The sequence below is a fragment of the Caulobacter hibisci genome (genome assembly GCF_016135805.1).
Taxonomy (GTDB): Bacteria; Pseudomonadota; Alphaproteobacteria; order Caulobacterales; family Caulobacteraceae; genus Caulobacter; species Caulobacter hibisci.
Genome location: NZ_JADWOX010000008.1, coordinates 72,636 through 99,169 on the forward strand (window position 1 = coordinate 72,636; position 26,534 = coordinate 99,169).

Sequence of the window (26,534 nt, forward strand, 5' to 3'; positions counted from 1 at the left end):
CTACATTATGGGACACGAAGTCAATATTTGAGAGCGACTAACCGGGGAGGATCACCGCCTTGCCGACCACCCGTCGCTGGGCCAGCAGGTCGAAGGCCTCGCGCCAGCGGTCCAAGGGGAGTTCGGCATGGACATGCGGGCGTATGGTTCCAGCCTCAGCCATCGCCCAGACGGCCGCCTGATCCTCGGCGCCGCGCTCGGGGAACTGGCGGCCGTATTCGCCGGCCCGCACGCCCATCACCGACACGCCCTTGATCAGCGGGATATTGGCCGAGACGGTCGGGATCCGGCCCGAGGCGAAGCCGACCACCAGCAGCCGGCCGTCGAAGGCCAAGCACCGCAGGCTCTCGTCGAAGACGTCGCCGCCGACCGGGTCATAGACCACATCGACGCCGCGCCCGCCGGTGATCGCCTTCACCTGGTCGCGGAAGCCGCCGATGACGTTGACGGTCGCGTCAGGGGCGTAGAGCCGCGCGATCTGCGCCAGCTTGTCGTCCGAGGCCGAGGCCGCGATCACTCGGGCGCCCATGGCCTTGGCCAGGTCCACCGCCGCCAGCCCCACCCCGCCGGCCGCGCCATGGACCAGCACCCATTCGCCGGGTTGCAGATTGGCCCGCCGCACCAGCGCCACCCTGGCCGTCAGATAGGCCGCGCCATAGGACGCCGCCTCGCCGAACGACAGCCGCGCGGGCTTGGGCTTCAGCGCCTTGGCCGGGACGGCGATATAGTCGGCGAAGGCCCCGGTCCGCGCCCCGCCGACCACCGCCGCGCCGATCTCCAGGTCCGTGACGCCCTCCCCCAGACCCGCCACCTCGCCGGCGAAGTCGAGGCCAGGGGTGAACGGCAGCGGCGGCTTCAGTTGGTATTCGCCGCGGGTCATCAGCAGGTCGGGGAAGTTGACGCTGGCGGCCTTGATGCGGACCAGGACCTCGCCGGCACCGGGCGTCGGCGTTGGAACCTCGCGTAGGGCGCAGCCGGCGAAGTCCGGAGCGAGGCTTTCGACGACCAGCGCCTTCACGCGCCCGCCCGCCCCTCGATCTCCGCCCGCACCAGCCCCGCGATCTCGCGGCACGCCGCATCGGCCGCCGGCACGGCGCCGGTGAACGCCGTGAAGCCGTGGGCCAGGCTGTCGTAGCAACGGTAGGTGGTCGGCACGCCGGCGGCGATCAGGCGCTTGGCGTAGGCCTCGCCCTGGTCGACCAGCGGGTCGAAGCCGGCGGTGACGACGATGGCCGGCGCCAGGCCCGACAGGTCCTGGGTCTTGTCCGGCGACAGGCGCGGATCGGCCGGATCGGCCTCGGGGCCCATATAGTGGCCCATGAACCACTCCATGATCGGCCGGCTGAGCGGATAGGTATCGGCGTAGAGGCTCATCGACGGCGTCTCGCTGGCCACGTCGACGGCGGGATAGATCAGCAGCTGGAAGGCCGGCTGGGCCTCGCCCGTCCGCTTGGCCTCCTGGGCCAGCACGGCGGCGAAATTGCCGCCCATGCTGTCGCCGCCGATGGCCGCCACGCCCGGCGCCGCGCCGAAGCGGACGGCGTTGTCGCGGCCCCAGCGCCAGGCCGCCAGCACGTCGTCGAGGCCCGCCGGGAAGCGATGGTCGGGCGCCAGGCGGTAGTCGACCGACAGCACGGCGGTCCTGGCGATGCGCGCCAGGATTCCGCAGAAGGCGTGGCAGGTTTCCAGGTCCCCGATCACCCCGCCGCCGAAATGGGCGAAGACGATCAGCGGCGCCGAGGCGTCCTGCTCGGCCGGGCGATAGGCGCGCAGCGGGATCTGGCCGCCCGGGCCATCAATGGAAAGGCTCTCGGTGCGCACGCCCGGCTCGGGCGAGCCGGCCACCGCCGCCAGGCCCTTGGCGCTGGCCGCCCGCGCCTCGTCCGGCGCCAGGGTGGTCATCGACGGCAGGCCCTGGGCCGCATGGGCGAAGAACTGGAAGCGCGGGTCCAGGGTGCGTCCACCGCGATAGACCACGCCCCCGCCGCTGAGCGCCCGCAGGATCGGCGTCGGCAGCGACAGGATGGTCTTGAGGATCAGCTTCTGGACGTCGGCCATTCGGGGGCTCTTCTGTTCGGGGACGTGGGAGGGTCTAGGGCCTGGGCAGGGCCGGCAGGCCGCCGAGGATCAGGCCGACGGCGAAGGCGGTGGCGCCTTCGGTGTCCATCGGCCGGCGCTCCAGCATCTTGTCGCCGACCTCGCGGGCCACGGCGATGCAGGCGGCGGTCAGGTAGTCGAGATCGACGGGCGGGGCGTGCTCTCGCTCCAGCACCCGCTCGAAGGCCTCGCGCACCTCGGCGAAGACAGCGGTGACCTCGGGCGTCGAGCGCACCGTCGGGTGGGCCTCGCCGGCCGGGCGGTTGACCCGCCAGGTCTCGTGCTCGGCGGCCAGGAAGTCGAAATAGGCCCGCATGGCCCCGCGCAGGAACGAGGCGAAGTCGGTCGCCTTCTCGAACTCCACGCGCAGCAGCGGCCGGAAGCGCCGCGCCCCGTCGTCGGCGAGGGCGTCGAACACCTCCTCCTTGGACTTGTAGTAGTTGTAGAAGGTGCCCGAGGCCAAGCCGGTCAGGCGGATGATGTCGCGCACCGTGGCCCCGTCATAGCCCAGCTCGCCGAACACCTGGCGGGCGGCGTCGAGAATGGCCTGGCGATTGGCGGTCTTGGTGCGCTCGCGCTTGCCGGGGCGATTGTCCTCGCGCGGCGGCATGGCGGGGAAATAGGCGATGTTCGACATCGGTATGCGCGACTCCCAGCGGCGTCGATGACGCGCCGTCAGGATTTGAGCCTCGTTCCGGGCGCGGAGCAAGAGGTAGAGTTCGCGACCCTCCCCCTGAAGGGGGAGGTGTCGGCGAAGCCGACGGAGGGGGAAGTGACTAGAAGGCCGGCCGGATCAGCGGAAGCTGAAAACGTCCCCCCTCCGGCCCTGCGGGCCACCTCCCCCAGAGGGGGAGGATCTTGAGCTAATTCCCGGTCGGTCGGGTGAAGCTGGCGGTGCAGCGCACGTTGCAGCGCGACCATTCGCTGGGGCAGTTGTCGTCGTCGGCGTTGGCGCGGCAGAAATAGTAGGTCCTGGCGCAGGCGGCCTTGCAGGCCTGGGTGTCGCGCTCGGGCGGCTTGGGCGAGAACAGCGGCGGCGGCGGGGCCGGCGCGACGGCCGGCGGCGCGCCTGTCGGGGACGGATTGCTCGCCGTCTGCGCCCCGGCGGACGAGGCCAGGACGGCGACCAGCAGCAGGGCGGAGAGGGCGCGACGCATGCCCGCGAGTCTAGGGATTGATCCGCCAGAAGGAAACCGCGCCGAGAAGCCGCACCACCCCCTCGACGAACGCCCGCGCGGCCCTACATTGGAGCCATGCTCAAGCACGCCGGACGCGCCCTTGCCGCCTTCACCCTGCTCTTCGTCTCCTTCGTCGCGACGGGCGGCGTGATGGCCGCGGCCGGCGCCAAGGCCCCACGAGGGACCCAGGTCGACATCGGCGGGGGCCGCACCCTGCGCCTGGTCTGCGAGGGACCGCCGGCGCGGCCCGACCGCCCGACCGTCTGGCTGGAGGCCGGCGCCTTCGGCTTCGCCGCCGACTGGGGCGCGACCCAGGACGCCCTGGCCGCCGCCGGCTGGCGCGCCTGCGCCTACGACCGGGCCGGCATGGGCTATTCGCCCAAGGGTCCCGCCCCCCGCGACGGCCTGGCCATCGTCTCGGACTTCGAGAAGCTGGTTGTCGCCTCGGGCGAGAAGGGCCCGTTCATCCTGGTCGGCCACTCGATGGCGGGCCTGCGCCTGCGCGAATACGCTGGCCGCAATCCCAGTCAGGTGGCCGGCATCGTCCTGGTCGACGCCGCCACGCCCGAAGCCACGCGGATGCGCCGAGCCAAGAGCTTCATCAACTCGTTCGTCTTCGTTTCGCGCGCGGCGGCGCTGGGCGCCTCAACGGGACTCTACAAGCCGCTGGTCTATACCCGCCTGGGCGACAAGATCGGCCTGCCGCCGGACGCCAAGGCCGAGAAGCGCTGGGGCTTCGCCAACGGCCGCCACAACCGCACCTCGGCCGCCGAGGTCTCGCTGTGGGCCGAATCCTCGGCCCAGGCCGCCGCCGAGCCGCCCTTCGCCCCCGAATGGCCGGTGGCCGTGGTCACGGCCGGCGCCCGCGTCGGCGAACGCGCCCAGTGGAAGGACATGCAGGCCGCCCCGGCCCGCGATTCCCAACACGGCTATGTCGACCACGTGGCCGGCGCCAGCCACACCCGCCTGCTCGGCGGCGAATTCGCCGACCATATCGTGCGGGCCGTGGAGTTCGTGGCGGCGGAGCGAGGGAAGCCTGCCGCGACGCTGGTGGACGTGACCCGCTAGACCCTTCTCCCCTTGCGGGAGAAGGTGTCGACGAAGTCGACGGATGAGGGGTCGCACGAACGAAAAACGCCGCGACGGCTGATCGACTGTCGCGGCGTTTGATTTCTGACAGACCCCTCACCCGACCTGCTTCGCAGGCCACCCTCTCCCGCAAGGGGAGAGGGATCAGCCCCCCAGCTCCTCCGAGCGCTTCACCGCCGCCGCCAGCGCTTGCGGCAGCAGATCCCCGAAACCGCCATCGCCCATCAGCACCGACAGGGCCGCGGCCGTGGTGCCGCCGGGCGAGGTGACCTGCTTGCGCAGTTCGGCCGGCTCCTCGCCGCCCTGGGCCAGCAGGGCCGCGGCGCCGACGATGGTGGCGCGAGCCAGGCGAGCGCTGTCCTCGGGCGTCAGGCCCTGGCCGGCGCCGGCCGCCTCGAGGGCCTCGATGAAGGCGTAGAGATAGGCCGGGGCCGAGCCCGAGACGGCGGTGGCCGCGTGCATCAGCTGTTCGTCGGCCAGCTCGACCGTGGCGGCGACCGGGGCGAACAGCGCCTTGGCGGCGTCCAGGGCTTCGGGCGTGTCGGCATAGAGGCTGGCCGCGCCCTGGCCGATGGCCACGGCCGTGGTCGGCATCACCCGCGCCACGCGCCGGCCGCCGAAGGCCTGCGAAATGTCGGCCGCGCGCACCCCGGCGGCGATCGAGACGACGATGGCGTCGGGGGCCAGGTGCGGGACGACGTCCTTGACCGCCTCGCGCCAGATCTGCGGCTTGACCGCCAGCAGCACGACCTTGGCCGCGGACAGCGCTTCCAGCGGCGGATTGACCACCGCCCCGGGGAAGGCCTCGGGCGTCGCCGACGGGTCGCGGATGATCAGGTCGGCGGGGGCGAAGGCCTCGGTCTTGCGCCAGCCCTCGATCAGGGCGCCGCCCATGCGGCCCGCGCCGAGCAGAAGAATGGGGGTCATGGGCGAAGCTCCCGCGTCACTGTGTTCGGCGGGGCGTAGCGCGGAGCGCAGGCGGCGTCACCACTGAAAATCCCCTCTCCCCTTGCGGGAGAGGGTGGCCCGCAACGCGGGTCGGGTGAGGGGTCGTACAAACGAAAAACGCCGCGACAGCGGTTCAGCTGTCGCGGCGTCGAAAATCCGAGAGACCCCTCATCCGTCATCCTTCGGATGACACCTTCTCCCGCAAGGGGAGAAGGAGATCAGGCCTGACCCACCGTCTCGAACATGCAGGCGGCCATGGCCTCGTCGGGGGTCTTGGCGCCGTGCAGCAGGAAGTCGAAGGCCGGGTAGAAGCGGTCGGCGGCTTCCACCGCCGCGTCGATCATCGAGGCGGCCTGGGCCATGGTCGGACGCTCGCCCGAGGGCAGGGCCAGGGCGTGGCGGAACACCACCTCGCCGTCCTCGGTCCAGACCTCGAAGTGGCCCAGCCAGACGCGCTGGTTGATCATCGACAGCAGCTCATAGGCCGCCGGGCGCTTGGTCTTGGAGGCCCGCAGATCGAGCGACAGGCACAGCTGCAGGCAGTCGGCCTCGGGCCGCCAGGCGAACCACAGCTCGTAATCCTTCCAGTCGCCGGTCAGGGCGAAGGCGAGATCGCCGTCTTCCGTGCGGTCGAAGGTGAGGTTTTCGGCCGCCAGCACATGCTCGACCACCTCGAGGGGATCCAGCGCCAGCAGGACGTCGTCGTCGGGTTGGGTGTCCATCAGAACCTTTGGCCCCCAGGGGCGATAGCGGGCGTGGGGCCCGCCGGGTGTCGCCCACGAGAATGGAGTCTAAGCTGCTTCGCGCGTTTCGCCACAACAGCGTTCACGCTCCAAGCGAGCAGAATATGTGCTTATTCGCTCTTTCCGGGCGATTCATCGGCTTTCGGAGCAGCCTTCTTGGCGGTCTTGGCGGCGGCCGGCTTCGGCGCGGCGGCGGCCTCGGGAGCGGCTTTTTCGGCTTTCAGGGCGGCGACTTCGGCCTGCAGGGCCACGATCTGGGCCTTCAGCACTTCGAGATCGTCGCGGCGCACCAGGTCGAGTTCGGCGGCCCAGCGGTCGGCCTGCGCGCGGAACGCGGTCTTGGCTTCGTCGCCGGCGGTCTGGGCGATGCCCATGGCGGCCTGGGTGAACTTGGCGAACTCGTCGAGGAAAGGGTTCTGGCTGTGCATCGTCGTTCCGGATGGGGCGCAAATCGCCTGACGCCCTTTATATGGTGAGCGGGGGATGAAAGCGAACAGCGAACCCGCTATGCCTGCGACCATCTGTCCCGATCGGAGCCGAGCGGCGTGATCTTTCCGGAATTCGACCCCGTCCTGGTCCATCTCGGCCCGCTGGCCATCCGCTGGTACGCCCTGGCCTATGTGGCCGGCATCCTGCTGGGCTGGCGCTATGCGGTGCGGCTGGTCAAGACCCCGCGGCTGTGGGGCGGCCAGACGCCGACCGCCACCTCCGAGCAGATCGACGACCTGGTGCTGTGGGTGACCCTGGGCATCATCCTGGGCGGCCGGATCGGCTATGTGCTGTTCTACAGCCCGTCGCTGCTGTGGACGCGGCCGCTGGAGATCTTCCAGGTCTGGCACGGCGGCATGAGCTTCCACGGCGGCTTCCTGGGCGTCTGCGCGGCGATCGTGTTGTTCGCGCACCGCAACAAGATCGACCTGCTGAAGCTGGGCGACCTGGTGGCGCCCGTCGCGCCGCTGGGCCTGCTGTTCGGCCGCCTGGCCAACTTCATCAACGGCGAGCTGTGGGGCCGCACCACCGACGTGCCGTGGGGCGTGGTGTTCTGCAACGACCGGATCCGGGCGATCGAAGGCGGCGTCTGCGCCGCCGGCGAGCTGCCGCGCCATCCCAGCCAGCTCTACGAGGCCGCCCTGGAAGGCGTGCTGCTGTTCCTGATCCTGCGCCTGGCCACCCACAAGTTCGGCTTCCTGCAACGTCGGGGCGGTCTCGCCGGCCTGTTCATGCTGAGCTACGGCCTGTTCCGCGCCAGCCTCGAGAACGTGCGCCAGCCGGACGCCTTCATGCCCAACTTCCCGCTGGGCCTGACCATGGGGATGATGCTGTCGACCCCGATGCTGCTGGCCGGCGGCTGGCTGCTGTGGCGGTCGCTGAAGGACCCGATCGTTCCGGTCGCCGGGGAGACCGCCGCGTCTTGATCCCCGCACGACCCGCGCTGCTCGACCGGCTGAAGGCCCAGATCGCCCAGGACGGGCCGATCGGCGTGCCCGAATACTTCACTCGCTGCCTGCACGACCCGCGCGACGGCTACTACGCCAACCGACCTGCCCTGGGTCCAGAGGGCGACTTCGTCACCGCGCCGGGCGTCAGCCAGATGTTCGGCGAACTGGTCGGCCTGTGGCTGATGGAGACCTGGGACCGGATGGGCCGTCCCGCCCCGTTCCGCCTGGTCGAGATGGGTCCCGGCGACGGAACCCTGATGAGCGACATCCTGCGCGCCGCCCGCCTGCTGCCGCCGTTCCTGGAGGCCGCGGACCTGTGGCTGGTCGAGGTCTCGCCGGTGCTGCGCGCCGCGCAGGAAACCAGGCTGGCCAGCGCTTCGGTGCGCTGGGCCGGGCGGCTGGAGGAGGTTCCGGGCGACGCGCCGCTGCTGCTGGTCGCCAACGAACTGCTGGACTGCCTGCCGGCGCGGCAGTTCGTGAAGACCGCCGACGGCTGGGCCGAGCGGGTCGTGGGCCTGGGCGAGGACGGGGAACTGGCGTTCGGGCTTCGCAAGCTGGGCCCTCCCCCCATGGGGGAGGCGGCCCGCAGGGCCGGAGGGGGGGCGTTTTCAGCCGCCGCCGAGCCAAGCATTCTCCCCCCTCCGTCGGCGGCGCCGACACCTCCCCCAGGGGGGGAGGATCTTGCGGTCGGCGCCATCCTCGAATCCTCGCCCGCTCAGGCCGCGCTGGGCTCCGAGATCGGCCATCGCGTCGCCCGCGACGGCGGGGCCGCCCTGCTGATCGACTACGGTCGCGCGACGCCTGAGGCCGGCGACACCCTGCAGGCCCTGCGCGCCCACAAGAAGGAAGGCCCGCTGGACAGCCCCGGCCAAGCCGACCTGACCGTTTGGGCCGACTTCCCCTCGGTGCTCGACGCCGCCCGCGAGGCCGGGGCCAAGGCCCCGCCGGTGCTTACCCAGGGCGATTTCCTGCGGGCTCTGGGGATCGAGGCTCGCGCCCAGGCCTTGGCCGCCGCCCGCCCCGATCGCGCCGACACGATCGCAAGACAGCTTGATCGCCTGACCGGAGCGGCGCAGATGGGCGATCTCTTCAAGGTCGCGTGCCTGAGCGCGCCGGGGCTGGCCGCCCCGCTCTTCGAGGACGAGGCATGACGCAACACCCCCTCCCCACCGTCCAGTCGCCGCTGCTGGCGGCCGTGCCCGGCCTGCGCCACGCCTTCTTCACCCGCAACGGCGGCGTCTCGAAGGGGCTCTACGACAGCCTCAACGTCGGGCGTGGCAGCCAGGACGAGCCGGCCGACGTGGTCGAGAACCGCGCCCGCGCCGCCCACTGGTTCGGCGTCGAGCGCGAAGACCTCAACACCTGCTTTCAGATCCACTCGACCATCGCCATCGTCGCCGACGGCTCGTGGGGCGATGCACGGCCGCAGGGCGACGCCGTGGTCAGCAAGACCCCGGGCGTGGTCTGCGGGGCCTTGCACGCCGACTGCGCCCCGGTGCTGATCGTCGACCCCGAGGCCCGCGTCGTGGCCGCCGCCCACGCCGGCTGGCGCGGCGCGCTGGACGGGGTGGTCCAGGCCGCCGTCGATTCCATGGTCGAGCTGGGCGCCGATCCGGCCCGCATGGTCGCCGCCGTCGGCCCCTGCATCGGGCCGGACTCGTACGAGGTGGGCCTGGAGTTCCTGCACAGGTTCGAGGCCGACTGCCCCGGCTCCAAGCGGTTCTTCAAGCCGGGCAGATCGGGCGACAAGCGGATGTTCGACCTGCCCGCCTTCGTGCTCGACCGCATCGAGACCGCCGGCATCGAGCGGCGCGAATGGATCGGCCGCGACACGTGCGCGGAGGAGGCCGAGTTCTTCTCCAACCGCCGCGCGGTGCTGAACGGGCAGAAGGACTATGGCCGGCTGCTGTCGGCGATCATGCTGGAGGGGTAATCCCTCTCCCCTTGCGGGAGAGGGTGGCCCCGCGGAGCGGGGTCGGGTGAGGGGTCGAGAGCCCTGTCCGCCGCGACAATCGACCGACCGGGCGTCGTCATCGAGATTTGAGAGACCCCTCATCCGACGGCCTTCGGCCGCCACCTTCTCCCGCAAGGGGAGAAGGACTCCTAGAAACCACCCTGCGGCCCGAACGACACGAAATGGTTACGAAGCACAACCTGTGACCTTAAGCGGGTTGCCCCGGGGCGGATCACTGCTAGAAGGCCCGGCAACGGCGACCCCCCACCGAGAATCCAAAATGAAGCTGCTGTCCGGCAACTCCAACCGTCCGCTGGCCCAGGCCATCGCGGAGTATCTCGACATGCCGCTGACCCGCGCCCAGGTGCGCCGGTTCGCCGACCTCGAAGTGTTCGTCACCATCGACGAGAACGTCCGCGGCGAGGACGTGTTCGTGATCCAGTCGACCAGCTACCCAGCCAACGACAACCTGATGGAACTGCTGATCTGCATCGACGCCCTCAAGCGCGCGTCGGGCAAGCGGATCACCGCGGTGCTGCCCTACTTCGGCTACGCCCGCCAGGACCGCAAGACCGGCGGCCGCACCCCGATCTCGGCCAAGCTGGTGGCCAACCTGATCACCCGCTCGGGCGCCGACCGCGTGCTGACGATGGATCTGCACGCCGGCCAGATCCAGGGTTTCTTCGACATCCCGACCGACAACCTGCTGCCCTCGCGCCTGCTGGCCGACGACATCATCCGCAACTACCCGCTGGGCGACGACCTGATGGTTGTCTCGCCCGACGTCGGCGGCGTGGTGCGCGCCCGCGCCCTGGCCAAGCGCCTGGACGACGCCGACCTCGCCATCGTCGACAAGCGCCGCTCGGGCCCGGGTCAGTCGGAGGTGATGAACATCATCGGCGACGTCGCCGGCCGCCGCTGCATCCTGTTCGACGACATCGCCGACTCGGCCGGCACCCTGTGCAACGCCGCCCACGCCCTGATCGCCAACGGCGCGACCTCGGTCAGCGCCTATGTCACCCACGGGGTGCTGTCGGGCGCGGCCGCCGAGCGCGTCGCCAATTCGGTGCTGACCGAACTGGTGGTCACCGACTCGATCGAGGCCTCGGACACCACCAAGGCCTGCCCGAAGATCCGCTACGTCTCATGCGCCCCGCTGATCGGCGAAGCCATCCGCCGGATCGCCAACGAAGAATCGGTGTCGAAGCTGTTCGACTGATCCGCCCTGCGTGGTCCTCGTCCTTCGACAAGCTCAGGATGAGGACCACGGGCCAAGCGACGCGCTCAAGGCCCTCACCCTGAGCCTGTCGAAGGGCGAGGTTCCGGCAAGGCCGTTAACCCCTGCCCGCTTCCGCCACACCGTCGCCACATTCTCCGATCGGAAAATCCCCAACGGAATCCGTGCTCTCGCGGAAATCGCGACACGGCCCCGCTTGTCAAAGACTGGTTAACGGACTGACTGTCACAATGTCGCCCGTCGGCGATGTTATGCCGGTTCCAGCTATACGGGGATGTCGTCAGCATGCTTTCCAACCTGCGCCCGCGCGCCGCTCTGACGGCGGTCGCGATCGCCGCGGCCACGGTCCTGGCCAGCTGCAGCACCCCGCCGCCTCCCCCGCCGCCGCCCGTCGTCCAGGCCCCGCCGGCCCCGCCGCCGATCACCCTGTCCAACAAGGTGGTCGAGCGCGCCAGCGCCTTCCGCGGCTACATGCAGCGCACCGGCGCCATCACGCCCGACTTCCAGAACGGCGACCAGATCCAGGCCTCGCTGAAGGTCGCCGTGGGCTACGAGCAGAAGCACTTCCTCAGCGGCGCCATGTCCTACGGCGCGGTGCTGGCCTTGCAGGACCCGACCTTCGTCGCCTCGGTCCGCGCCTTCGCCGCCGATCCGGCCCAGCGCCAGCAGGTGATCAACCAGCTGATCGCCGACCCGGCCTACGCCGTCGGCTTCAAGGGCAGCGACACCGCCGCCGCCCGCATCATCGACACTCTCGGCGCCGACGGCCTCAAGGTCTACGACGCCGGCAAGAAGGTGAAGCAGGCCGCCTACGACGTGCAGCGCGCGACCTGGTCGAAGGCCTCGGTCACCGATCGCGACGGCCGCCTGGCCTACGCCAAGACCGCCTCGTCCACCCCGGCCCTGGCCGACACCGCCGACGTGGCCCAGTTGCAGCAGGCTTCGCTGGCCACGGTCAACGCCCCGCCCGCGCCGCCGGCTCCGGACGCCGGCAGCATCGACGCGGCGCTTGCCGCCGCCTCGGCCGGCCCGCGCTCGGCCCCGCCGCCCTATCGCCCGCTGGTGATCCGCAGCCTCGCCGTGGCCGCCCTGGCCGCCCTGGGCGCGGCCGGCGACGACAACCTGCCGACCATCGACGCCATCATGGCCGAGCCCAGCGCCGGTTCGTGCCTGAACATGGCCAAGCTGAACCTCTACCAGTGCCTGGCCGTGTCCAAGCCGCACTACGAGGACATCTTCTGCCTGGGCCAGCACATCATGATCGACACCGGCGCCTGCGTGATCAAGGCGTCGGGCGCGCCTATGCCGGTTGAGCCGCTGCCGCCCCCGCCGCCGGAAAAGCCGGCCGTCAAGAAGAAGCCCGCCGCCAAGCCCGCGGCCGCCAAGAAGAAGAAGGCCTGACGCTTCAGACCTTTCCAAGCCTGCCAGAGGGCCGCCGGATTGCACCGGCGGCCCTCTTCGTGTATTGGGCGCCCTCCTGAAAACGTCGACCGAGCGGGGCAATCCGGCCTTGTGCGGCGATTTCGCATTCCGAGGGCATGGGCCCTCAAGAGAGAACTGACATGGCCGATATCATTCTGAACGTTGAAGTCCGCGATCGCACCGGCACCGGCGGCGCCCGCGAAACCCGCCGCGCCGGCTTCGTCCCGGGCGTGCTGTACGGCGGCGACAAGGATCCCGTGAACGTCGCCGTGCGGGTCAACGAATTCCGCAAGGCGCTGTTCACCGGCAAGCTGCTCGGCCACCTGGTCACGCTGCAGCACGGCGAAGACAAGCAATCGGTCATCGCCAAGGCCGTGCAATTCCACCCGGTCACCGACGAGCCGGTGCACTTCGACCTGTACCGCGTCAGCGAGCACCAGCTGATCAAGATCGAAGTGCCGGTGCACTTCAAGAACCACGAAACCTCGGTCGGCCTGAAGAAGGGCGGCTCGCTGGAAGTCATCCGCCACACCGTCGAGCTGGCCTGCCCGGCCGACCAGATCCCGGAAGAGCTGGTCATCGACCTGGCCGGCCACGACATCGGCGACACCATCCGCATCTCGGAAGTGAAGCTGCCGGAAGGCGTGAAGCCGGCCGTCGACCGCGACTTCGTGATCGCCACCCTGAAGGCCTCGGCCGCCGCCCAGTCGGGCGAAGGCGACACCACCGTCGAAGGCTGATCCCGGCTCGGTCTTGCGACCGAACTGATCTAGGAAGCGGGCGGGCCTTCGGGTCCGCCCGTTTTCGTATGTGGCTCCGCCCTCGCCCTTCGACAGGCTCAGGGTGAGGGCGACTGGAAGGCCCGCTCGAAATCCTCATCCTGAGCTTGTCGAAGGACGAGGATTTCGCCCCACTGCTTCAGGACCGCGCCATGCTGATCCTCGCCGGCCTCGGCAATCCCGAGCCCAAGTACGAGAAGAACCGCCACAACGTCGGCTTCATGGCGATCGACGCCATCGCCCGCAAATGGGGCACGGCCCCGTGGCGCGCGCGCTTCCAGGGGCTGGCCTGCGAGGGCCAGGTCGACACGCCCAATGGCCCGGTCAAGCTGCTGCTGCTCAAGCCCAAGACCTATTACAACGAGAGCGGCCGCGCCGTGGGCGAGGCGATGAAGTTCTTCAAGCTGGCGCCAGCCGACGTCATCGTCTTCCACGACGAGATCGACATGGCCCCGGGCCGCTTCCGGATGAAGGCCGGCGGCGGGGCGGCCGGCAACAACGGCATCCGCTCGATCACCAGCCAGATCGGCGACGCCTTCCGCCGCGGCCGCATCGGGGTGGGCCATCCCGGCGACAAGGACATGGTCATGCACTACGTGCTGGGCGACTTCCACAAGGTCGAGCAGCAATGGCTGGACCTGCTGCTGGACGCCGTCACCGACGCCCTGCCCTTCGCCGCCGCTGGCGACGACGAGCGCTACCAGGCCGAGGTGCTGCGCCTGGCGCCGTCGCCGAAGGCGGATCCGAAGAAGCCTCGCGGGGCATAGCCTCCCAACCTCCCGTCATTCCCGCCCTTGTGGCGGGAAACCCTCCTTCAGCCGCAAGGACGGATGGGGCGGCGTGCTCAGCACGCCGCTTGCATCTCACGTGAAAGCGGAACCAGGGGTTCCCGCCACAGGGGCGGGAATGACGGGAGTAAAGGGGGCGGAGGCGGGCGCTCAAGCCCGCCCCCTCTTAGCCTCTTGCTCTAGAACCGGTACTGCAGCCCCAGATTAAACTGCCGCCCGGTGTGGGTGTAGACGAAGGTGCTGTCGCGGTCGGAGTCGATGAACTGCCGATTGAAGCGGTCGAAGATGTTCAGCCCTTCCAGCGACAGCTTGAACTTGTCGTTGATCTGGTAGGACGCGGCCATGTCGAAGGTCAGGTTGGCGTCGTAGCCCTCGACGTCCTGGTAAGGGTTGTTGGCCGGCAGGGCGACGATCGACTTGTCGCGGTACGAGGCCGACAGGCGGGCGCTGAACTTCTCGTCCTCGTAGTAGATCGTGGCGTTGTAGGCGTTCTTCGAAAGGCCGACGAGGTCGTTGGTGGTGACGCTGCCGTCGGCCAGGAAGTAGTCGATGGTCGAGTCGACATAGGTGTAGTTCACCAGCGCGCCGGTATGGCGCAGCAGGCCCGGCAGGAAGGTGAAGGCCTGCTGGTAGTTGATCTCGAAGCCCTTCAGCGGACCGCCGGGCGTGTTCACCGGACGGGTGACCGTGAACAGGGTGTTGTCCGGATCCAGCTGCGAAGTGCCCAGCAAGGTCAGCGGCAGGCCCGTCTGGCGGAAGCTCATTTGCTGCGACTGGTTCTGCACGTAGGTGTCGATGTCCTTGTAGAACAGCCCCACGCCCAGCACCGAGCCCTGCGAGAAGTACCATTCGCCGCCGATGTCGAAGGTGGTCGCGCGGATGGGATCCAGATCCGGGTTGCCCGAGGTGATCGACGGGGTGCCGGTCAGGTTCAGGCTGCCGCCCGGCGACAGGAAGGTCAGGTCGGGGCGCGAGACGACCTTGGCCGCCGAGAAGCGCAGCACCAGGTCGTCCCTCAGGTCGAAGGCCACGTTCAGGGCCGGCAGCACGTCGAGATAGTCGTTCTCGGCGCTGACGCGGGTCGCGCCGATCTGGTAGCCCCGCGCCTGCAGCTCGGTCTTGGCGATCCGGAAGCCGACGTCGCCGCGCACCGGCAGGCCGCCGATCTCGGTCCGCAGGTCGGCTTGCAGATAGCCCGAGGTGACCTTCTCCTCGACGCGCCGCGTGCCCCCGGTGTTGGGGATCAGGGCGTACATGCCGCTGTTGCTGTAGAGGTTCTGGTTGGCGACGAACTTGTCGTAGTCGATGGTCGCCCAGCTGGACGGGAACACGCCGCCCTTGATGCCGTGGCCGCCGAAGCCCTCGACCACCTTGGTCACCGCCTGCAACTGGGCGCTGGTCAGGTTGGGCACCAGGAAGTTGTTCGAGCGCTGGAAGGCCGAGGTGTCGAACGAGAACTCGTGGAAGTGGCCGCCGAACTTGATGGTCAGGTCGTCGTCGGCCCGCCAGGCCAGATTGGCCTCGGCGGTCTTGTAGATGTTGGTGGTGAAAATCTGCGACATCCGCACTTCGGCGTTGCCCGTGCCGAAGGTGTAGAGGCTGGCGTCGGCGACGTTGAAGCCGTGGGTGATGGTCGGCTGGTCGCGATCGTCGCGGAAGTCGACGGTCATGCTGGTGTTGGGACGCTGGAACATGATCGTCGTGGTGATCGGCTGGTCGTAGTCCGACTTCGAATAGCCGACCAGGCCCGACACGGTGATGCTGTCGGTCAGCTCGTGCTTGCCGGTGAAGGTGTACTGCTGGAAGACGTTCTGGAACTCGTCGTGCTGGGTGTCGGAGCGCACGTCGACGCCGTCGAAGCGGCCATAGGCGACGTCGTAGACCGTCTTGCCGAAGTTGATGCCGGCGGTGTTGCTGGTCCCGGCGTTGCGCAGGATCAGCTCGCGGATGGCCGTCTGCGGCTTGCCGTTCTGGCTGATGGCGCGGGCGAAGGAGAAGCCTTCCAGCCAGTTCTCCTCGCGCACCACGTCGTACTTCGAATAGAGGGCGTCGAAGCCGAACGAGGTGCGGTCGTTGGGCTTCCATTGCAGGGCCAGGGTGGCGCCGGTGCGCTCCTGGTCGTGGTGGAAGCGGCCGTAGCGCGGCAGGCGCGGGAAGAAGACGGTGGTCTGGTTGCCCAGGTCGTACAGCGTGTCGTTGGCGGCCGGGCGCGCCACGCCGGTGGCGCAGTTCAGGGCGTCGGCGCCGGTGACCGGGTCGGTGGCGGGGTTCTGCGCCGTGCGGCCCACGGGCGTGCAGAAGCCGCCGTCGATCGTGGCCGGGTTCCAGCCGCCCGAACCCCACTGGTCCTCGAGGAACTTGCGCTTGCTGTAGGCCAGCGAGGCCTGGGCGCCGAACTCGCCCCAGTCGGTGTCCCAGCGATCGCCGGCGACGATGGTGAACTTCTTGTCCATCTTCTCGGACAGGTCGTTGTAGCCGAGCGAGCCGCCCAGCACGAGGGTGCGGCCCTTCTGGTCCAGGGGCTTGGCGATGTCGAGATCGACCGTGGCGCCCAGCGAGCCCTCGATCACCTCGGCCTGGGCCGACTTGCGCACGGTGATGCCGCTGAACAGCTCCGAGGCGAAGGTGTTGAAGTCGAAGCCGCGGCCGAGATTGGCGCCCCGGTCGCTGGTGGTGGCGCCGCTGGTCGACTGGGCCTCCATGCCGTTGATGCGCACGCGGGTGAAGCTGGGCGGCAGGCCGCGCACGGTGATCGTGCGGCCTTCGCCGGCCACGCGGGTGATCGACACGCCGGGCACGCGCTGGATCGACTCGGCCAGGTTGGCGTCGGGGAAGTCGGCGATATCCTCGGCCTTGATGGCGTCGACCACGCCGGAGGACTGGCGCTTGACCGACAGGGCGCTGCGCAGGCTTTCTCGGAAGCCGGTGACGATCACTTCCTCGACGGCGTTCTCTGTGGTCTCGCCCGCGGGAGGAGCCGCCGAAGGCGCGGTCTGGGCGCTCGCCGCGCCAGCGGCCATGGCCGCGGCGGCCAGCACAGCGATGGACACGCCCGCACGCAGGTTACGCAAGGATGACGACGACATAGGTCCCTCCTGACGACGGCGCCGCGCGGCGGCCCGCCCTTTTGTTTCCAACCCAAAGCGCCGGTTTTCCCGGTCTGCTTATGTCAGCGGAGACGAAATCCCATCTTTTGGGACACTATCTCGCAATATAGGTAGAATACTGTGACAAGGCTGAAGCACAAGTCCCCGCCTGTCGGTTAGTCCCCAGATCCACCATCAGCGGGCCGGGCGGCCCATCCGGAGGGTCTCGTCGAAGCCCCACAATGGCCTCGCTCGACGGATTGACGCGGCGGCGCTCGCGCCACACATAGCCGGGACGTTCCGGAGCCTTTCGATGATCCCGCTTTTCGGCCTGTCGCTGATCTTCTCGATCGCCCTGTGCGTCCACGTGGTGCGCTCGGGCCAGGCCATGTACTGGCTGCTGATCATCCTGATGTTCCAGCCGCTGGGCGGGATCGTCTACCTGCTGGCCATCGTCGCGCCGGAGTTCATGGGCGGGGCCAAGGCCCAGCAGATGAAGGTGGCCGCCCGCCAGGCGCTCGACCCGCAGCGCGAGTATCGCGAGGCCGGCCGCGACGCCGAAGACGCGCCGACCGTCACCAACCTTTCGCGCCTGGCCGCGGCCGCCACCAGCCTGGGCAAGCACGAGGAAGCCGAGCGGATCTACGCCCAGGCCCTGCAAGGCCACTATGCCGACGATCCGGCCCTGATGCTGGCCCGCGCCAACAGCCTGATCGAGCTTGGCCGCGCGGCCGAGGCTCTGACCCTGCTGGAGGCCCTGGGCCAGCAGGACGTCAAGAGCCGCACCCCGCAGACCGCCCTGGCCCTGGGCCGCGCCCAGGCCGCCCTGGGCCGCACCGAGGAGGCCGACGTCTCCCTGCGCTGGGCCGCCGCCCACCTGCCCGGCTTCGAGGGCATGGCGCGCTATGCGGTGTTCCTGGGCGAGAGCGGCCGCAAGGCCGAGGCCCGCGAAGCCCTGGTCGAACTCGACAAGCGCCTGGCCAAGACCCACCCGCGCTTCCGCAAGGAAGCCAAGGGCTGGCGCGAGATGGCGGCGGCGGCGGCGGGCTGACCCCTCTCCCCTTGCGGGAGAGGGTGGCCTCCGAAGGAGGTCGGGTGAGGGGTCGATAGCCCTATCCGCAGCGACGGCGATAAGGCCGGGCGCGGCCTTGCAGTTCTGAGAGACCCCTCATCCGTCGACTTCGTCGACACCTTCTCCCGCAGGGGGGAGAAGGATCAGCGGACCTTCTCGATCAGCGCCTTGGCTCCGTGCGGGGCGTTGACCTTGCCCTCGTGGATGATGAAGGCGAAGACGTCGCGGCTTTCGGCGACGGGCGCCGTGTCCTTGTCGATGCGCGGCAGGTCGCCGGGGCGGTCGCCGCGCGACCAGGTCTTCAGCCGATCGGCCCAGGCGTCGAGCTCGGGCTCGGGATAGGCCGTGGCCACCTCGTCGGAGCCGGTCTGCAGGCGCGCATAGACGAAGTCGGCCGTCTCGTCGGCGAACTCCGGATAGTCGAAGTGCTTGGCGTAGACGCCGGCCACGCCATGTTCCCGAAGAAGCGCCGGGAAGGCCGGGGTCATGAAGGTGTCGTTGCGCACCTCGACAGCGTGGCGCAGGCGCACCCCGTCCTTCTCCTTGGGCAGCAGGGCCAGGAACGCCCCGAAGTCGGCCTCGTCGAACTTCTTGGTCGGCATGAACTGCCAGAGGATCGGCCCCAGCTTGTCGCCCAGTTCGGTCAGGCCCTGGTCGAGGAACTTGCCGACCGACTCGCCCCCTTCGGCCAGCACCTTGCGGTTGGTGGTGAAGCGCGAGGCCTTCACCGCGAACACGAAGTCGTCGGGCGTTTCGTCGCGCCATTTGCGCCAGCTGTCGGGCTTGAAGCTGGAATAGTAGGTGCCGTTGATCTCGATCGCCGTCAGCTGGCGGCTGGCATAGGCCAGCTCCTCCTTCTGCTTCAGGTCGCTCGGATAGAAGTGGCCGCGCCAGGGCTCGAAGGTCCAGCCGCCGATGCCGATGCGGATATCGCCGCTCATGCGTGTTCCCCTCTTGTTCCGGAGGCGAAACCTAGGCGAGCTTCCCGCCGCCGTCGAGAGGGCAAACCGGGGAGCGGGCAAAACAAAACCCGCGCCGGTCGCCCGGCGCGGGTTTCGTCTGTTTTCGGGTGCGTGGAACGCGGAGGCGCGAAGATCCGCGCCTCGACGGCGCTCTTAACGCGCCGGCTTCTTCGGCATCGGCAGCAGGCCTTCGCGCTGGGCGCGCTTGCGGGCCAGCTTGCGGGCGCGACGGACGGCTTCGGCCTTTTGACGGGCGCGCTTTTCCGACGGCTTTTCGTAATGCACGTGACGCTTCATCTCGCGGAACGAGCCTTCGCGTTGCATCTTCTTCTTCAGGGCCTTGAGGGCCTGATCGACGTTGTTGTCGCGGACGAAAATCTGGACCAGGGGTGACTCTCCATTCGACGGCCCGACCAATTTCCCAAGTCCCTCTTGAGGGGCCGGGCGGGCGAATAAAACCTTACGCTCCGAAAGGGGTGCTTCCGGGCGACGAGGGGCGGCAGATAGCAGAGCAGACGGGCCATGTCCATGCGCGACGAGGCCTAAACACCGGTGTAGACTCGGATTCATGAGCGACACCGCGACCAAAGCCACACAGGATTGGGCCGACGAGGCCGAACAACGGGTTCTGGGCGAGGCCATGCGCCTGTCGCCCCGCCTGGGATGGAACGCCAGCCTGGTGCGCGCCGCCGCGGCGGCGGCCAACCTTTCACCGGGCGAGACCGACCTGCTGCTGCCCCAGGGCCCGCGCGACCTGGCCGCCCTGCTGGCCCGCCGTCACGCCGCCAAGGCGATGGAATCGCTGGGCAAGTTCGATCCCGCCGCCCTGAAGATCCGCCAGAAGATCCGCGAAGGCGTCATCGCCCGCATCGACGCCGCCGCCCACGACAGCGAGGCCGTGCGACGCTGGGCCGCGTTCCTGGCCTTCCCGACCAACCTGCCGCTGGCGCTCACCTTATTGTGGGAAAGCGCCGACCAGCTGTGGCGCTGGGCCGGCGACACGGCCACCGACGAGAACCACTATTCCAAGCGCGCCATCCTGTCGGGGATCCTGGTCTCGACCCTGGCCGTCGACCTGGCTTCGGGCCGCGACTCGGCGCTCAAGCACCTGGACGCCCGCATCGACGGGGTGATGGCCTTCGAGAAATGGAAGGCCGGCGTGAAGGTGCCGAACCTGGCGATGGAGTTCGTCGCGGCCCTGGCGAAGATGCGCTACGCGCGGAGCTAATCGCCCGGCGGACGGCTCAGGCCCGCGCCTTGCGCACCTCGATCCAGCAGGCCCCGGCGACGACCACCGCGCTGACCACCGCGAGCGACAGGATCAGCAAGTCGTTGGACGACAGACCGTCCTTGAGCAGGGTCCATACAGACACCGACAGCAGCAGGACCCCGCCGCCGCCGGAACAGAATTTCGCCGTCCGCCGGTCCAGCAGCAGGCCGGCGCCGAGCGCCGCCCAGCCGACCAGGGTGAGCACGGCGAGCGCCGGCTGCGCCCCGTGCGGGAACACGAACATCAGGATCACGCCCAGCAGCGGGATCAGGCCGGCCTTGCGTACGAAGCGGTTCTGCGAAAGCCGTCCGCCGGGAACGGCGCCCATCGTCACGCCGCCGATGCTCAGCGTCACCAGGACGATAATCAAGAACAGCGCCAGACCGACCATGGACTCCTCCGTGTCTCCCGGACATCGAACGCGAGCGGCGCGCAAAACACAACCTGAATATGCGTATCAGCCCAGCGCCCGCTCGACCGCCGCCAGCGCGTGCAGCGTCGTGGTATCGAAGACCAGGACCGGGCTGTCGTCCGTTCCCACCAGCAGCATGATCTCGGTGCAGCCCAGGATGATCCCCTCGGCGCCGGCGGCGACCAGCCTGGCGATGACCTCGCGATAGGCGTGGCGGGATTCCTCGCGCACCACGCCAGCCACCAGCTCCTCGTAGATCACCCGGTGGACCAGGGCGCGGTCGTCGGCGTCGGGAACCACCACCTCCAGCCCGAACCGCTCTTCCAGCCGTCCGCGATAGAAGGCGTGCTCCATGGTGAAGGCCGTGCCCAGCAGGCCGACCTTGCGCAGGCCCGCCGCCTGGATCGCCTCGCCGGTCGGATCGGCGATGTGCAGCAGCGGCAGGTCGACGGCCGCCTGCAGCTCGCTAGCCAGACGGTGCATGGTGTTGGTGCACAGGACGAGAAAATCGGCCCCGCCGCGCTCCAGCGCCTTGCCGGCGTCGGCCAGGCGCTCGGCCAGCTCGTCCCAGCGGCCGGCGTGCTGCAGGGCCTCGATCTCGGAGAAATCGAACGACCACAGCAGGCATCGCGCGGACGCCGTCGGCCCGCGCCGTGCGCGCACCGCCTCGTTGATCAGTCGATAGTAATGCGCCGAGCTTTCCCAGCTCATGCCGCCGATCAGGCCGATGGTCGCCTGATCGCCCATCTCAGCCCTCCAGAGACCGCAGGCGGTTGACGTGGCCCATCTTGCGTCCCGGCCGGGCCTCGCCCTTGCCGTAGAGGTGGATGCGGGTCTCGGGCTCGGCGGCGAGCTTCTTCCAGGCCTCGACCTCGGAGCCCAGCAGGTTGGTCATCTCGACCCGGGCGTGCGGCGCGGTCGGGCCCAGGGGCCAGCCGGCGACAGCGCGGATGTGCTGCTCGAACTGGTCGACCTCGCAGCCGTCCTGGGTCCAGTGGCCGGTGTTGTGCACCCGGGGGGCGAACTCGTTGACCAGCAGCTTGCCGCCGGCCAGCTCGAACAGCTCGACCCCGATCACGCCCACATAGTTCAGGGCGGTGAGGATCTTGGCGACGATGGCCTCGGCGGCGTCGCGCTCGGCCGGGGTCACCTTGGCCGGGGCGATCGTGCGGCGCAGCACCCCGCCTTCGTGGTGGTTGTCCGACAGCGGGTAGCAGACGATCTCGCCGTTGCGGCCGCGGGCGGCGATCACCGACAGCTCGCGGCCGAAATCGGCCGGGGCCTCGAGGATGGCCGGCTGGCGGCCGATCTTCTCGAAGGCGGCGATGGCGTCGGCCGGACGCTGGATCCAGGCCTGGCCCTTGCCGTCATAGCCCTCGCGACGGGTCTTCAGCAGGCTGGGTGCGCCGATCTTGGCCACGGCGGCCAGCAGGCTCTCCTCGTCGTCGACGGCGGCGAAGGCCACGGTCGGCACGCCGATCTCGGCCAGGAAGCTCTTTTCGACCACGCGGTCCTGGGCGGCGGCCAGGGCGGCGGCGCCGGGGGCGACCTCGCAGCCCAGGGCCGTCAGCTCGGCGACGGTGTCGGCCGGGACGTTCTCGAACTCGTAGGTGACGACCTGGCAGGACTCGGCCAGCCGCCGCAGCGACCAGCGGTCGTCATAGGCGCCGACGATCTGGCGGGCGGCCACGCGGCCGGCCGGGCTGTTTTCCTCGGGGTCGAGGATCACCACGTCGAAGCCGAGGCGGGAGGCGGCCTGGGCCAGCATCCGGCCCAGTTGCCCGCCGCCGAGGATTCCGAGGGTGGAGCCGGGAGGCAGGGGAAGCGCCGGAGCGGTCATGATGTTCAGTCCTCGACGCTTTCGGCGACGCTGTCGGTCTGGGCGGCGCGCTGGGCGTCCAGGCGGGCGGCCAACGCGGGGTCGGCAAGGGCCAGGATCTGGGCCGCCAACAGGCCGGCGTTCTTGGCGCCCGCCTCGCCGATGGCCAGGGTGGCCACGGGAACGCCGCCCGGCATCTGCACGATCGACAGCAGGGAATCGAGGCCGCTGAGGGCCTTGGACTGCACCGGCACACCCAGCACCGGCAGCGGGGTCATCGACGCCACCATGCCCGGCAGGTGCGCCGCGCCGCCGGCTCCGGCGATGATTACCTGGTATCCGGCCGCCTTGGCGCCGGTGGCGAATTCGACGAGGCGCTGGGGCGTGCGGTGAGCCGAGACGACCTTGGCCTCGTAGGCCACGCCCAGTTCGTCGAGGGCGTCGGCCGCCTTCTTCATCGTCGGCCAATCCGAGCGGCTGCCCATGACGATGGCGACAGGCGGCGTGGTCATCGGCGTCTTCCTCAAGCGACGAAGGGAATGACGAAGGCGCCGCGGGCGGCCCCTTGAATCGCGCGCCTTATAGCGGCTCGCCCTGCCGGGCCAAAGCCCGTTCTCGGAGGATTTCGCCAGCGGCGCACGCCGGGCCGGCGCCGCCTGCGTCCTATTGGCGCCTGTCCTTGCGCACCATTGTCATGGTTAACGAGACAACGCAGATTTCCGATCAAGCTTGACCAGAAGTGATTCGTTGCCCTCCCAATGAAAATCTCCGGCGCCCGCACCGAAACCTTCTCCGCGATCCGTCGCCGGGCGCTGGCTGACGCCGCGGGCGTTTCGGCGGCGCCGCGCGGCAGCGTCGCCGTCGACAAGGCCGGCTTCCTGGGTCTTGAGCCCGCCGACCTGACGCCCCAGGTGCAGGCCGCCCTTCAGACCCTGATGACCGAGATCGACGACCTGCGCACCGAGGTATCGCGCCTGAAGTATCGCCTAACGGAGGCCGAGACCCTGGCCGACATGGACGTGCTGGCCCCGGTTCTGAACCGCCGGGCCTTCCTGCGCGAGGTCCGCCGCGTCTCCTCCTTCGCCCAGCGCTACGGCTCGCCGGCCAGCCTGGTGTTCTTCGACCTCGACAACTTCAAGGCCGTCAACGACCGCTTCGGCCACGCCGCCGGCGACTCGGCGCTGAAGGCCGTGGCCGAGCGCCTGCTGGCCAATGTCCGCGAAAGCGACATCGTCGGCCGCATGGGCGGCGACGAGTTCGCCGTGCTGCTGGCCCAGGCCGACAAGGCCACCGCCGAGATGAAAGGCGAGAGCCTGGCCAACGCCATCCGCAACGTGCCCGTCCAGTTCGGCGAATGGAGCGCGCCCCTGCACGTCTCGTTCGGGGTGCGCGAGATCGAGACCAACGCCGAGCCCGAAACCGCCCTGGCCGAGGCCGATGCGGCCATGTTCCTCAAGAAGCGTGTTCGCGCGGCGAGCTAGTCGCTCGTTCCTTGAGCATTCGGGGACCGCGACAATCCGTCTCGCCCCGAAAACCCTCCAGAAACTTCAGCATTAACCGTTGTTAAACGGCGCTCGGGCTCTTGTGTCAGGCGAGCGGAGACGTCCGCAAAGACCTTTCAAGACCCGGGGATTTCCTGATGACCGACCAAGCCGAACCGGCCCTGGAGCTGATCTCCTTCTGCATCGGCGAGCAGGAGTTCTGCATCGACGTCAAGACCGTCCGCGAGATCCGCGGCTGGACCCCGGCGACCCCGATCCCGCATGCGCCGGGCTTCCTGAAGGGCGTCATCAACCTGCGCGGCGCGATCATGCCGGTCATCGACCTGCGCAACCGCCTGGGCCTGGGCGTCACCGTCCCGGAAACCCGCCACGTCATCGTCGTCGTCGAGTGCCACGACCGCCTGGCCGGCATCCTGGTCGACGCCGTGTCGGAAACCTTCACCATCACCCGCGACCACCTGCAGCCGGCTCCCGACATGGGGGCCGACGAACTGCGCTTCGTGCAGGCCATCCTGTCGGTCGACACCCGCCTGATCACCTATCTGCGCATGGACGACGTGTTCCCGCCGCAGATCAGCCAGGCGGCCTGATCTCCTTCTCCCCTTGCGGGAGAAGGTGTCGCCGTAGGCGACGGATGAGGGGTCTCTCAGAATCAAACGCCGCGAAAGCTGATCGGCTTTCGCGGCGTTTCCGTATGTGCGACCCCTCACCCGACCTCGCTTCGCGAGGCCACCCTCTCCCGCAAGGGGAGAGGGACCGGGACTACGAAATCGCCGCCTGGGCCTTGAGCTTCACCACCATGTCCGACGACAGGTAGCCGTCGGCCGGCAGCTGGCGGCTCTGCTGCCAGGCGCGCAGGGCCTTGCGGGTGCCCGCGCCGATGACGCCGTCGGCGGGACCGGGATCAAAGCCCAGCCGCGCCAGGGCGATCTGGGCGGCCATGCGGTCGTCCAGCGACAGCGGCTGCTCCACGGGCCAGGCGGTCACCAGCGGTCCGCCGCCGCCGAAGCGGTCGGCCAGCAGGCCGATGCCCAGGGCGTAGGAGGTGGAGTTGTTGTACTTGCGGATCGCGAAGTGGTTGGGCAGGGCCAGGAAGGCCGGACCGGCCGCGCCGGCGGGCAGGATCAGCCCGGCCGGCTGAGCCGCGTCCGCGGCCGTCCAGGGCAGGCCGTCGGCTCGCTTGACGCCCTTGGCCTCCCACCACGACGGAACCTCGCGCGGGCCCTCGGCCAGGCTGTAGTCGAAGCCGGCCGGCAGCACGACTTCCTTGGCCCAGCCCACGCCCGGCTTCCAGCCGCCCTTGGCCAGCAGGTTGGCGGCCGAGGCCAGGCTGTCGGCGTCGCTGCCCCAGATGTCGCGGCGGCCGTCGCCGTCGAAGTCGACGGCGGTGGAGATGTAGTTGGACGGCAGGAACTGGGTCTGGCCCATCGCCCCCGCCCACGAGCCCTTCAGCTGGTCGCGGCGGTCCTCGCCCGAGGCGATGATCTTCAGGGCGGCGATCAGCTCGCCCTCGGCCCAGGCCCGGCGGCGGCCGTCGGCGGCCAGGCTGGCCATCGAGCGAACGACGTCGAAATCGCCCTGGATCTTGCCGAAGGCCGATTCCATCGCCCAGACGGCCAGCAGGATGTCGCGCGGCACGCCGTAGCGCTGCTCGACGCCCGGCAGGAAGGCCAGGCCGTCGCGCTTGCCGCGGCCCACGGCCACGCGGTCGTCGCTGATCACGCCCTTGATGTAGTCGCCGACCGGCTTGGAGAACTCCGGCTGGCGGCCGTCCAGCGAGATGACGCGGGGATTGGGCGTCAAGCCGTCCAGCTCGCGATCGACCACCGCCTGGGGCACGCCGGCGGCCACGGCGCGCGGCTTGAAGTCGGCCAGCCAGGCGTTGAAGGCGGCGACCTGGCCGCCGGTCTCGATCGCCGTGACGGCGCTCGGCGGGGTCGGGGCTGCGGGCGACGAGACCTTCGGCGGCGGCGCGACCGGGGTCGACGGCGCCAGCGGTGCGTTGACGGTCGTGTCGGCGCAACCGGCCAGCAGCAGAACGAGGAATACGCGTCTATCCATGAGCGGCAGGCTACCGGGGTTCGTGCGAAAGCTTCAATCACAAGGACGCCAGGACGGCGCCGGTTCCCTGTTTCCATCGCCAGGACCGAAGCGTTGCTTTAGACTGACCGGACCTCGAAGGAGCATTCGCGTGCAGTTGCTGAAGGGCCGGATCAACCGCGCCACCTATTGGGCCATCGTCGCCGTGGCCATCGCCGCCGCTTTGATCTCGAGCCTGGTGTTCAAGCGGCCCCTGCCGGCCGCCCAGGTGGTGCTGCTGATCGCCGCCGTGCCGCGCCTGCACGACCTGGGGCGGACCGGCTGGTGGGCGGGCGGCTTCTTCATCGCCGAGACCGCCCTGATCCTCGGCGGGGCCTTCGTGCTGCCGCCGCAGCCCTTCCAGACGGCCCTGGGCCTGGTGGTGCTGCTGCTGGCGGGCCTGTTGATCTGGCTGGGCGCCATGCCGGGCAAGAGCGCCGACAACCGCTTCGGACCGCCCCCGCCGCGCGGCCTGTCGCTGAAGCCCGGCGTCCCGGCCCAGGCCACCACAGAGGCCTGAGCGCCACAGCGCGCAAACGTCGCGCGCGAAAGGGTCTAGCGCCGCGCGCTAAAGGGCCTGGGTCGATTGACTCTCGCCCGGGTCTTGCCTATACGCACGCCCTCCGAAACATCCGGATGTTCCGGCGAGTCTCTTGGC

General features: G+C 69.5%; 28 protein-coding genes and 1 pseudogene. 13 read left to right on the forward strand and 16 right to left on the reverse strand.

Annotated features, from left to right (window positions below; translation table 11 throughout):
* Positions 1-37: 37 nt before the first annotated feature.
* The 4 genes from I4Q42_RS12985 to I4Q42_RS13000 all read right to left on the reverse strand — a co-directional run bounded on the left by I4Q42_RS12985 (position 38) and on the right by I4Q42_RS13000 (position 3,254).
* Positions 38-1,018 (reverse strand): NADPH:quinone oxidoreductase family protein, encoded by a 981-nt coding sequence (locus tag I4Q42_RS12985; protein WP_198576498.1) that lies wholly within the window; start codon positions 1,016-1,018, stop codon positions 38-40.
* On the reverse strand, positions 1,015-2,058 hold the full coding sequence (locus I4Q42_RS12990; protein ID WP_198576499.1) for an alpha/beta hydrolase: 1,044 nt from the start codon (positions 2,056-2,058) through the stop codon (positions 1,015-1,017). The genes I4Q42_RS12985 and I4Q42_RS12990 overlap by 4 nt, the downstream gene beginning before the upstream one ends.
* A gap of 34 nt (positions 2,059-2,092) precedes the next feature.
* Positions 2,093-2,734, reverse strand: coding sequence for a TetR/AcrR family transcriptional regulator (locus I4Q42_RS12995; protein WP_198576500.1), 642 nt, complete (start codon positions 2,732-2,734; stop codon positions 2,093-2,095).
* Positions 2,735-2,960: 226 nt separating this feature from the next.
* Positions 2,961-3,254 (reverse strand): hypothetical protein, encoded by a 294-nt coding sequence (locus I4Q42_RS13000; protein WP_198576501.1) that lies wholly within the window; start codon positions 3,252-3,254, stop codon positions 2,961-2,963.
* 96 nt (positions 3,255-3,350) lie between these two features.
* On the opposite strand from I4Q42_RS13000, the gene I4Q42_RS13005 reads away from it, so the two are divergent.
* The gene (locus I4Q42_RS13005) at positions 3,351-4,343 is read left to right on the forward strand and encodes an alpha/beta hydrolase (RefSeq protein WP_198576502.1); all 993 of its coding nucleotides are present in this window, start codon (positions 3,351-3,353) and stop codon (positions 4,341-4,343) included.
* Between the two features lie 165 nt (positions 4,344-4,508).
* Here the strand turns inward: I4Q42_RS13005 and proC are convergent, their stop codons facing one another.
* From proC to I4Q42_RS13020, 3 genes are all read right to left on the reverse strand, one after another.
* Positions 4,509-5,291: a pyrroline-5-carboxylate reductase gene (proC, locus tag I4Q42_RS13010; protein ID WP_198576503.1), complete on the reverse strand. Its 783-nt coding sequence runs from the start codon at positions 5,289-5,291 to the stop codon at positions 4,509-4,511.
* 239 nt (positions 5,292-5,530) lie between these two features.
* Entirely contained in the window at positions 5,531-6,034 is a 504-nt protein-coding gene (locus I4Q42_RS13015) for a type III secretion system chaperone family protein (protein WP_198576504.1), read from the reverse strand.
* A 131-nt stretch (positions 6,035-6,165) separates the two neighbouring features.
* Positions 6,166-6,483, reverse strand: a complete 318-nt coding sequence (locus I4Q42_RS13020) for an accessory factor UbiK family protein (protein WP_198576505.1) — start codon at positions 6,481-6,483, stop codon at positions 6,166-6,168.
* Positions 6,484-6,600: 117 nt separating this feature from the next.
* On the opposite strand from I4Q42_RS13020, the gene lgt reads away from it, so the two are divergent.
* From lgt to I4Q42_RS13050, 6 genes are all read left to right on the forward strand, one after another.
* The gene (lgt, locus tag I4Q42_RS13025) at positions 6,601-7,470 is read left to right on the forward strand and encodes a prolipoprotein diacylglyceryl transferase (RefSeq protein ID WP_198576506.1); all 870 of its coding nucleotides are present in this window, start codon (positions 6,601-6,603) and stop codon (positions 7,468-7,470) included.
* Positions 7,470-8,645 (forward strand): class I SAM-dependent methyltransferase, encoded by a 1,176-nt coding sequence (locus tag I4Q42_RS13030; protein ID WP_198576647.1) that lies wholly within the window; start codon positions 7,470-7,472, stop codon positions 8,643-8,645. Before lgt ends, I4Q42_RS13030 begins: the two co-directional genes overlap by 1 nt.
* Positions 8,642-9,427: a peptidoglycan editing factor PgeF gene (gene pgeF, locus I4Q42_RS13035; RefSeq protein ID WP_198576507.1), complete on the forward strand. Its 786-nt coding sequence runs from the start codon at positions 8,642-8,644 to the stop codon at positions 9,425-9,427. Before I4Q42_RS13030 ends, pgeF begins: the two co-directional genes overlap by 4 nt.
* A gap of 301 nt (positions 9,428-9,728) precedes the next feature.
* Positions 9,729-10,667, forward strand: coding sequence for a ribose-phosphate pyrophosphokinase (locus tag I4Q42_RS13040; RefSeq protein WP_198576508.1), 939 nt, complete (start codon positions 9,729-9,731; stop codon positions 10,665-10,667).
* A gap of 303 nt (positions 10,668-10,970) precedes the next feature.
* Complete coding sequence (locus I4Q42_RS13045) at positions 10,971-12,086, forward strand: hypothetical protein (RefSeq protein WP_198576509.1); 1,116 nt, start codon at positions 10,971-10,973, stop codon at positions 12,084-12,086.
* Positions 12,087-12,247: 161 nt separating this feature from the next.
* Positions 12,248-12,847, forward strand: a complete 600-nt coding sequence (locus I4Q42_RS13050) for a 50S ribosomal protein L25/general stress protein Ctc (protein WP_198576510.1) — start codon at positions 12,248-12,250, stop codon at positions 12,845-12,847.
* Between the two features lie 79 nt (positions 12,848-12,926).
* Here I4Q42_RS13050 and I4Q42_RS26040 read toward each other — a convergent pair.
* Positions 12,927-13,029: pseudogene (locus I4Q42_RS26040) on the reverse strand (hypothetical protein); the annotation flags it as partial.
* A 9-nt stretch (positions 13,030-13,038) separates the two neighbouring features.
* On the opposite strand from I4Q42_RS26040, the gene pth reads away from it, so the two are divergent.
* Positions 13,039-13,653, forward strand: coding sequence for an aminoacyl-tRNA hydrolase (gene pth / locus I4Q42_RS13055; RefSeq protein ID WP_198576511.1), 615 nt, complete (start codon positions 13,039-13,041; stop codon positions 13,651-13,653).
* A gap of 200 nt (positions 13,654-13,853) precedes the next feature.
* Here pth and I4Q42_RS13060 read toward each other — a convergent pair whose 3' ends face one another.
* Entirely contained in the window at positions 13,854-16,760 is a 2,907-nt protein-coding gene (locus I4Q42_RS13060; RefSeq protein WP_198576512.1) for a TonB-dependent receptor, read from the reverse strand.
* Between the two features lie 313 nt (positions 16,761-17,073).
* Here I4Q42_RS13060 and I4Q42_RS13065 point away from each other — a divergent pair, with 313 nt between their 5' ends.
* Positions 17,074-17,811 carry a tetratricopeptide repeat protein gene (locus I4Q42_RS13065; protein WP_198576513.1) on the forward strand — a complete coding sequence of 246 codons (738 nt, stop codon included), beginning with the start codon at positions 17,074-17,076 and terminating at the stop codon, positions 17,809-17,811.
* Between the two features lie 164 nt (positions 17,812-17,975).
* Here I4Q42_RS13065 and I4Q42_RS13070 read toward each other — a convergent pair whose 3' ends face one another.
* A complete protein-coding gene (locus I4Q42_RS13070) occupies positions 17,976-18,773 on the reverse strand; it encodes a DUF72 domain-containing protein (protein WP_198576514.1) in 798 nt (265 codons plus the stop codon).
* Between the two features lie 174 nt (positions 18,774-18,947).
* Positions 18,948-19,181, reverse strand: a complete 234-nt coding sequence (gene rpsU / locus I4Q42_RS13075) for a 30S ribosomal protein S21 (RefSeq protein ID WP_198576648.1) — start codon at positions 19,179-19,181, stop codon at positions 18,948-18,950.
* A 181-nt stretch (positions 19,182-19,362) separates the two neighbouring features.
* On the opposite strand from rpsU, the gene I4Q42_RS13080 reads away from it, so the two are divergent.
* Positions 19,363-20,022 carry a COQ9 family protein gene (locus I4Q42_RS13080; RefSeq protein ID WP_198576515.1) on the forward strand — a complete coding sequence of 220 codons (660 nt, stop codon included), beginning with the start codon at positions 19,363-19,365 and terminating at the stop codon, positions 20,020-20,022.
* A gap of 16 nt (positions 20,023-20,038) precedes the next feature.
* Here the strand turns inward: I4Q42_RS13080 and I4Q42_RS13085 are convergent, their stop codons facing one another.
* From I4Q42_RS13085 to purE, 4 genes are all read right to left on the reverse strand, one after another.
* On the reverse strand, positions 20,039-20,455 hold the full coding sequence (locus tag I4Q42_RS13085) for a hypothetical protein (RefSeq protein WP_198576516.1): 417 nt from the start codon (positions 20,453-20,455) through the stop codon (positions 20,039-20,041).
* A gap of 66 nt (positions 20,456-20,521) precedes the next feature.
* The gene (locus I4Q42_RS13090; protein ID WP_198576517.1) at positions 20,522-21,223 is read right to left on the reverse strand and encodes an aspartate/glutamate racemase family protein; all 702 of its coding nucleotides are present in this window, start codon (positions 21,221-21,223) and stop codon (positions 20,522-20,524) included.
* A gap of 1 nt (position 21,224) precedes the next feature.
* Positions 21,225-22,316, reverse strand: coding sequence for a 5-(carboxyamino)imidazole ribonucleotide synthase (locus I4Q42_RS13095; RefSeq protein ID WP_198576518.1), 1,092 nt, complete (start codon positions 22,314-22,316; stop codon positions 21,225-21,227).
* 5 nt (positions 22,317-22,321) lie between these two features.
* The gene (purE, locus tag I4Q42_RS13100) at positions 22,322-22,807 is read right to left on the reverse strand and encodes a 5-(carboxyamino)imidazole ribonucleotide mutase (RefSeq protein ID WP_198576519.1); all 486 of its coding nucleotides are present in this window, start codon (positions 22,805-22,807) and stop codon (positions 22,322-22,324) included.
* A gap of 246 nt (positions 22,808-23,053) precedes the next feature.
* Here purE and I4Q42_RS13105 point away from each other — a divergent pair, with 246 nt between their 5' ends.
* Both I4Q42_RS13105 and I4Q42_RS13110 read left to right on the forward strand, forming a co-directional pair.
* Positions 23,054-23,776 (forward strand): GGDEF domain-containing protein, encoded by a 723-nt coding sequence (locus I4Q42_RS13105; RefSeq protein ID WP_198576520.1) that lies wholly within the window; start codon positions 23,054-23,056, stop codon positions 23,774-23,776.
* A 155-nt stretch (positions 23,777-23,931) separates the two neighbouring features.
* Complete coding sequence (locus I4Q42_RS13110; protein ID WP_198576649.1) at positions 23,932-24,387, forward strand: chemotaxis protein CheW; 456 nt, start codon at positions 23,932-23,934, stop codon at positions 24,385-24,387.
* Between the two features lie 172 nt (positions 24,388-24,559).
* Here I4Q42_RS13110 and I4Q42_RS13115 read toward each other — a convergent pair whose 3' ends face one another.
* Positions 24,560-25,858 (reverse strand): lytic murein transglycosylase, encoded by a 1,299-nt coding sequence (locus I4Q42_RS13115; RefSeq protein WP_198576521.1) that lies wholly within the window; start codon positions 25,856-25,858, stop codon positions 24,560-24,562.
* A 130-nt stretch (positions 25,859-25,988) separates the two neighbouring features.
* Between I4Q42_RS13115 and I4Q42_RS13120 the strand changes: the two genes are divergently transcribed.
* The gene (locus tag I4Q42_RS13120) at positions 25,989-26,396 is read left to right on the forward strand and encodes a DUF805 domain-containing protein (protein ID WP_198576522.1); all 408 of its coding nucleotides are present in this window, start codon (positions 25,989-25,991) and stop codon (positions 26,394-26,396) included.
* Positions 26,397-26,534 lie beyond the last annotated feature (138 nt).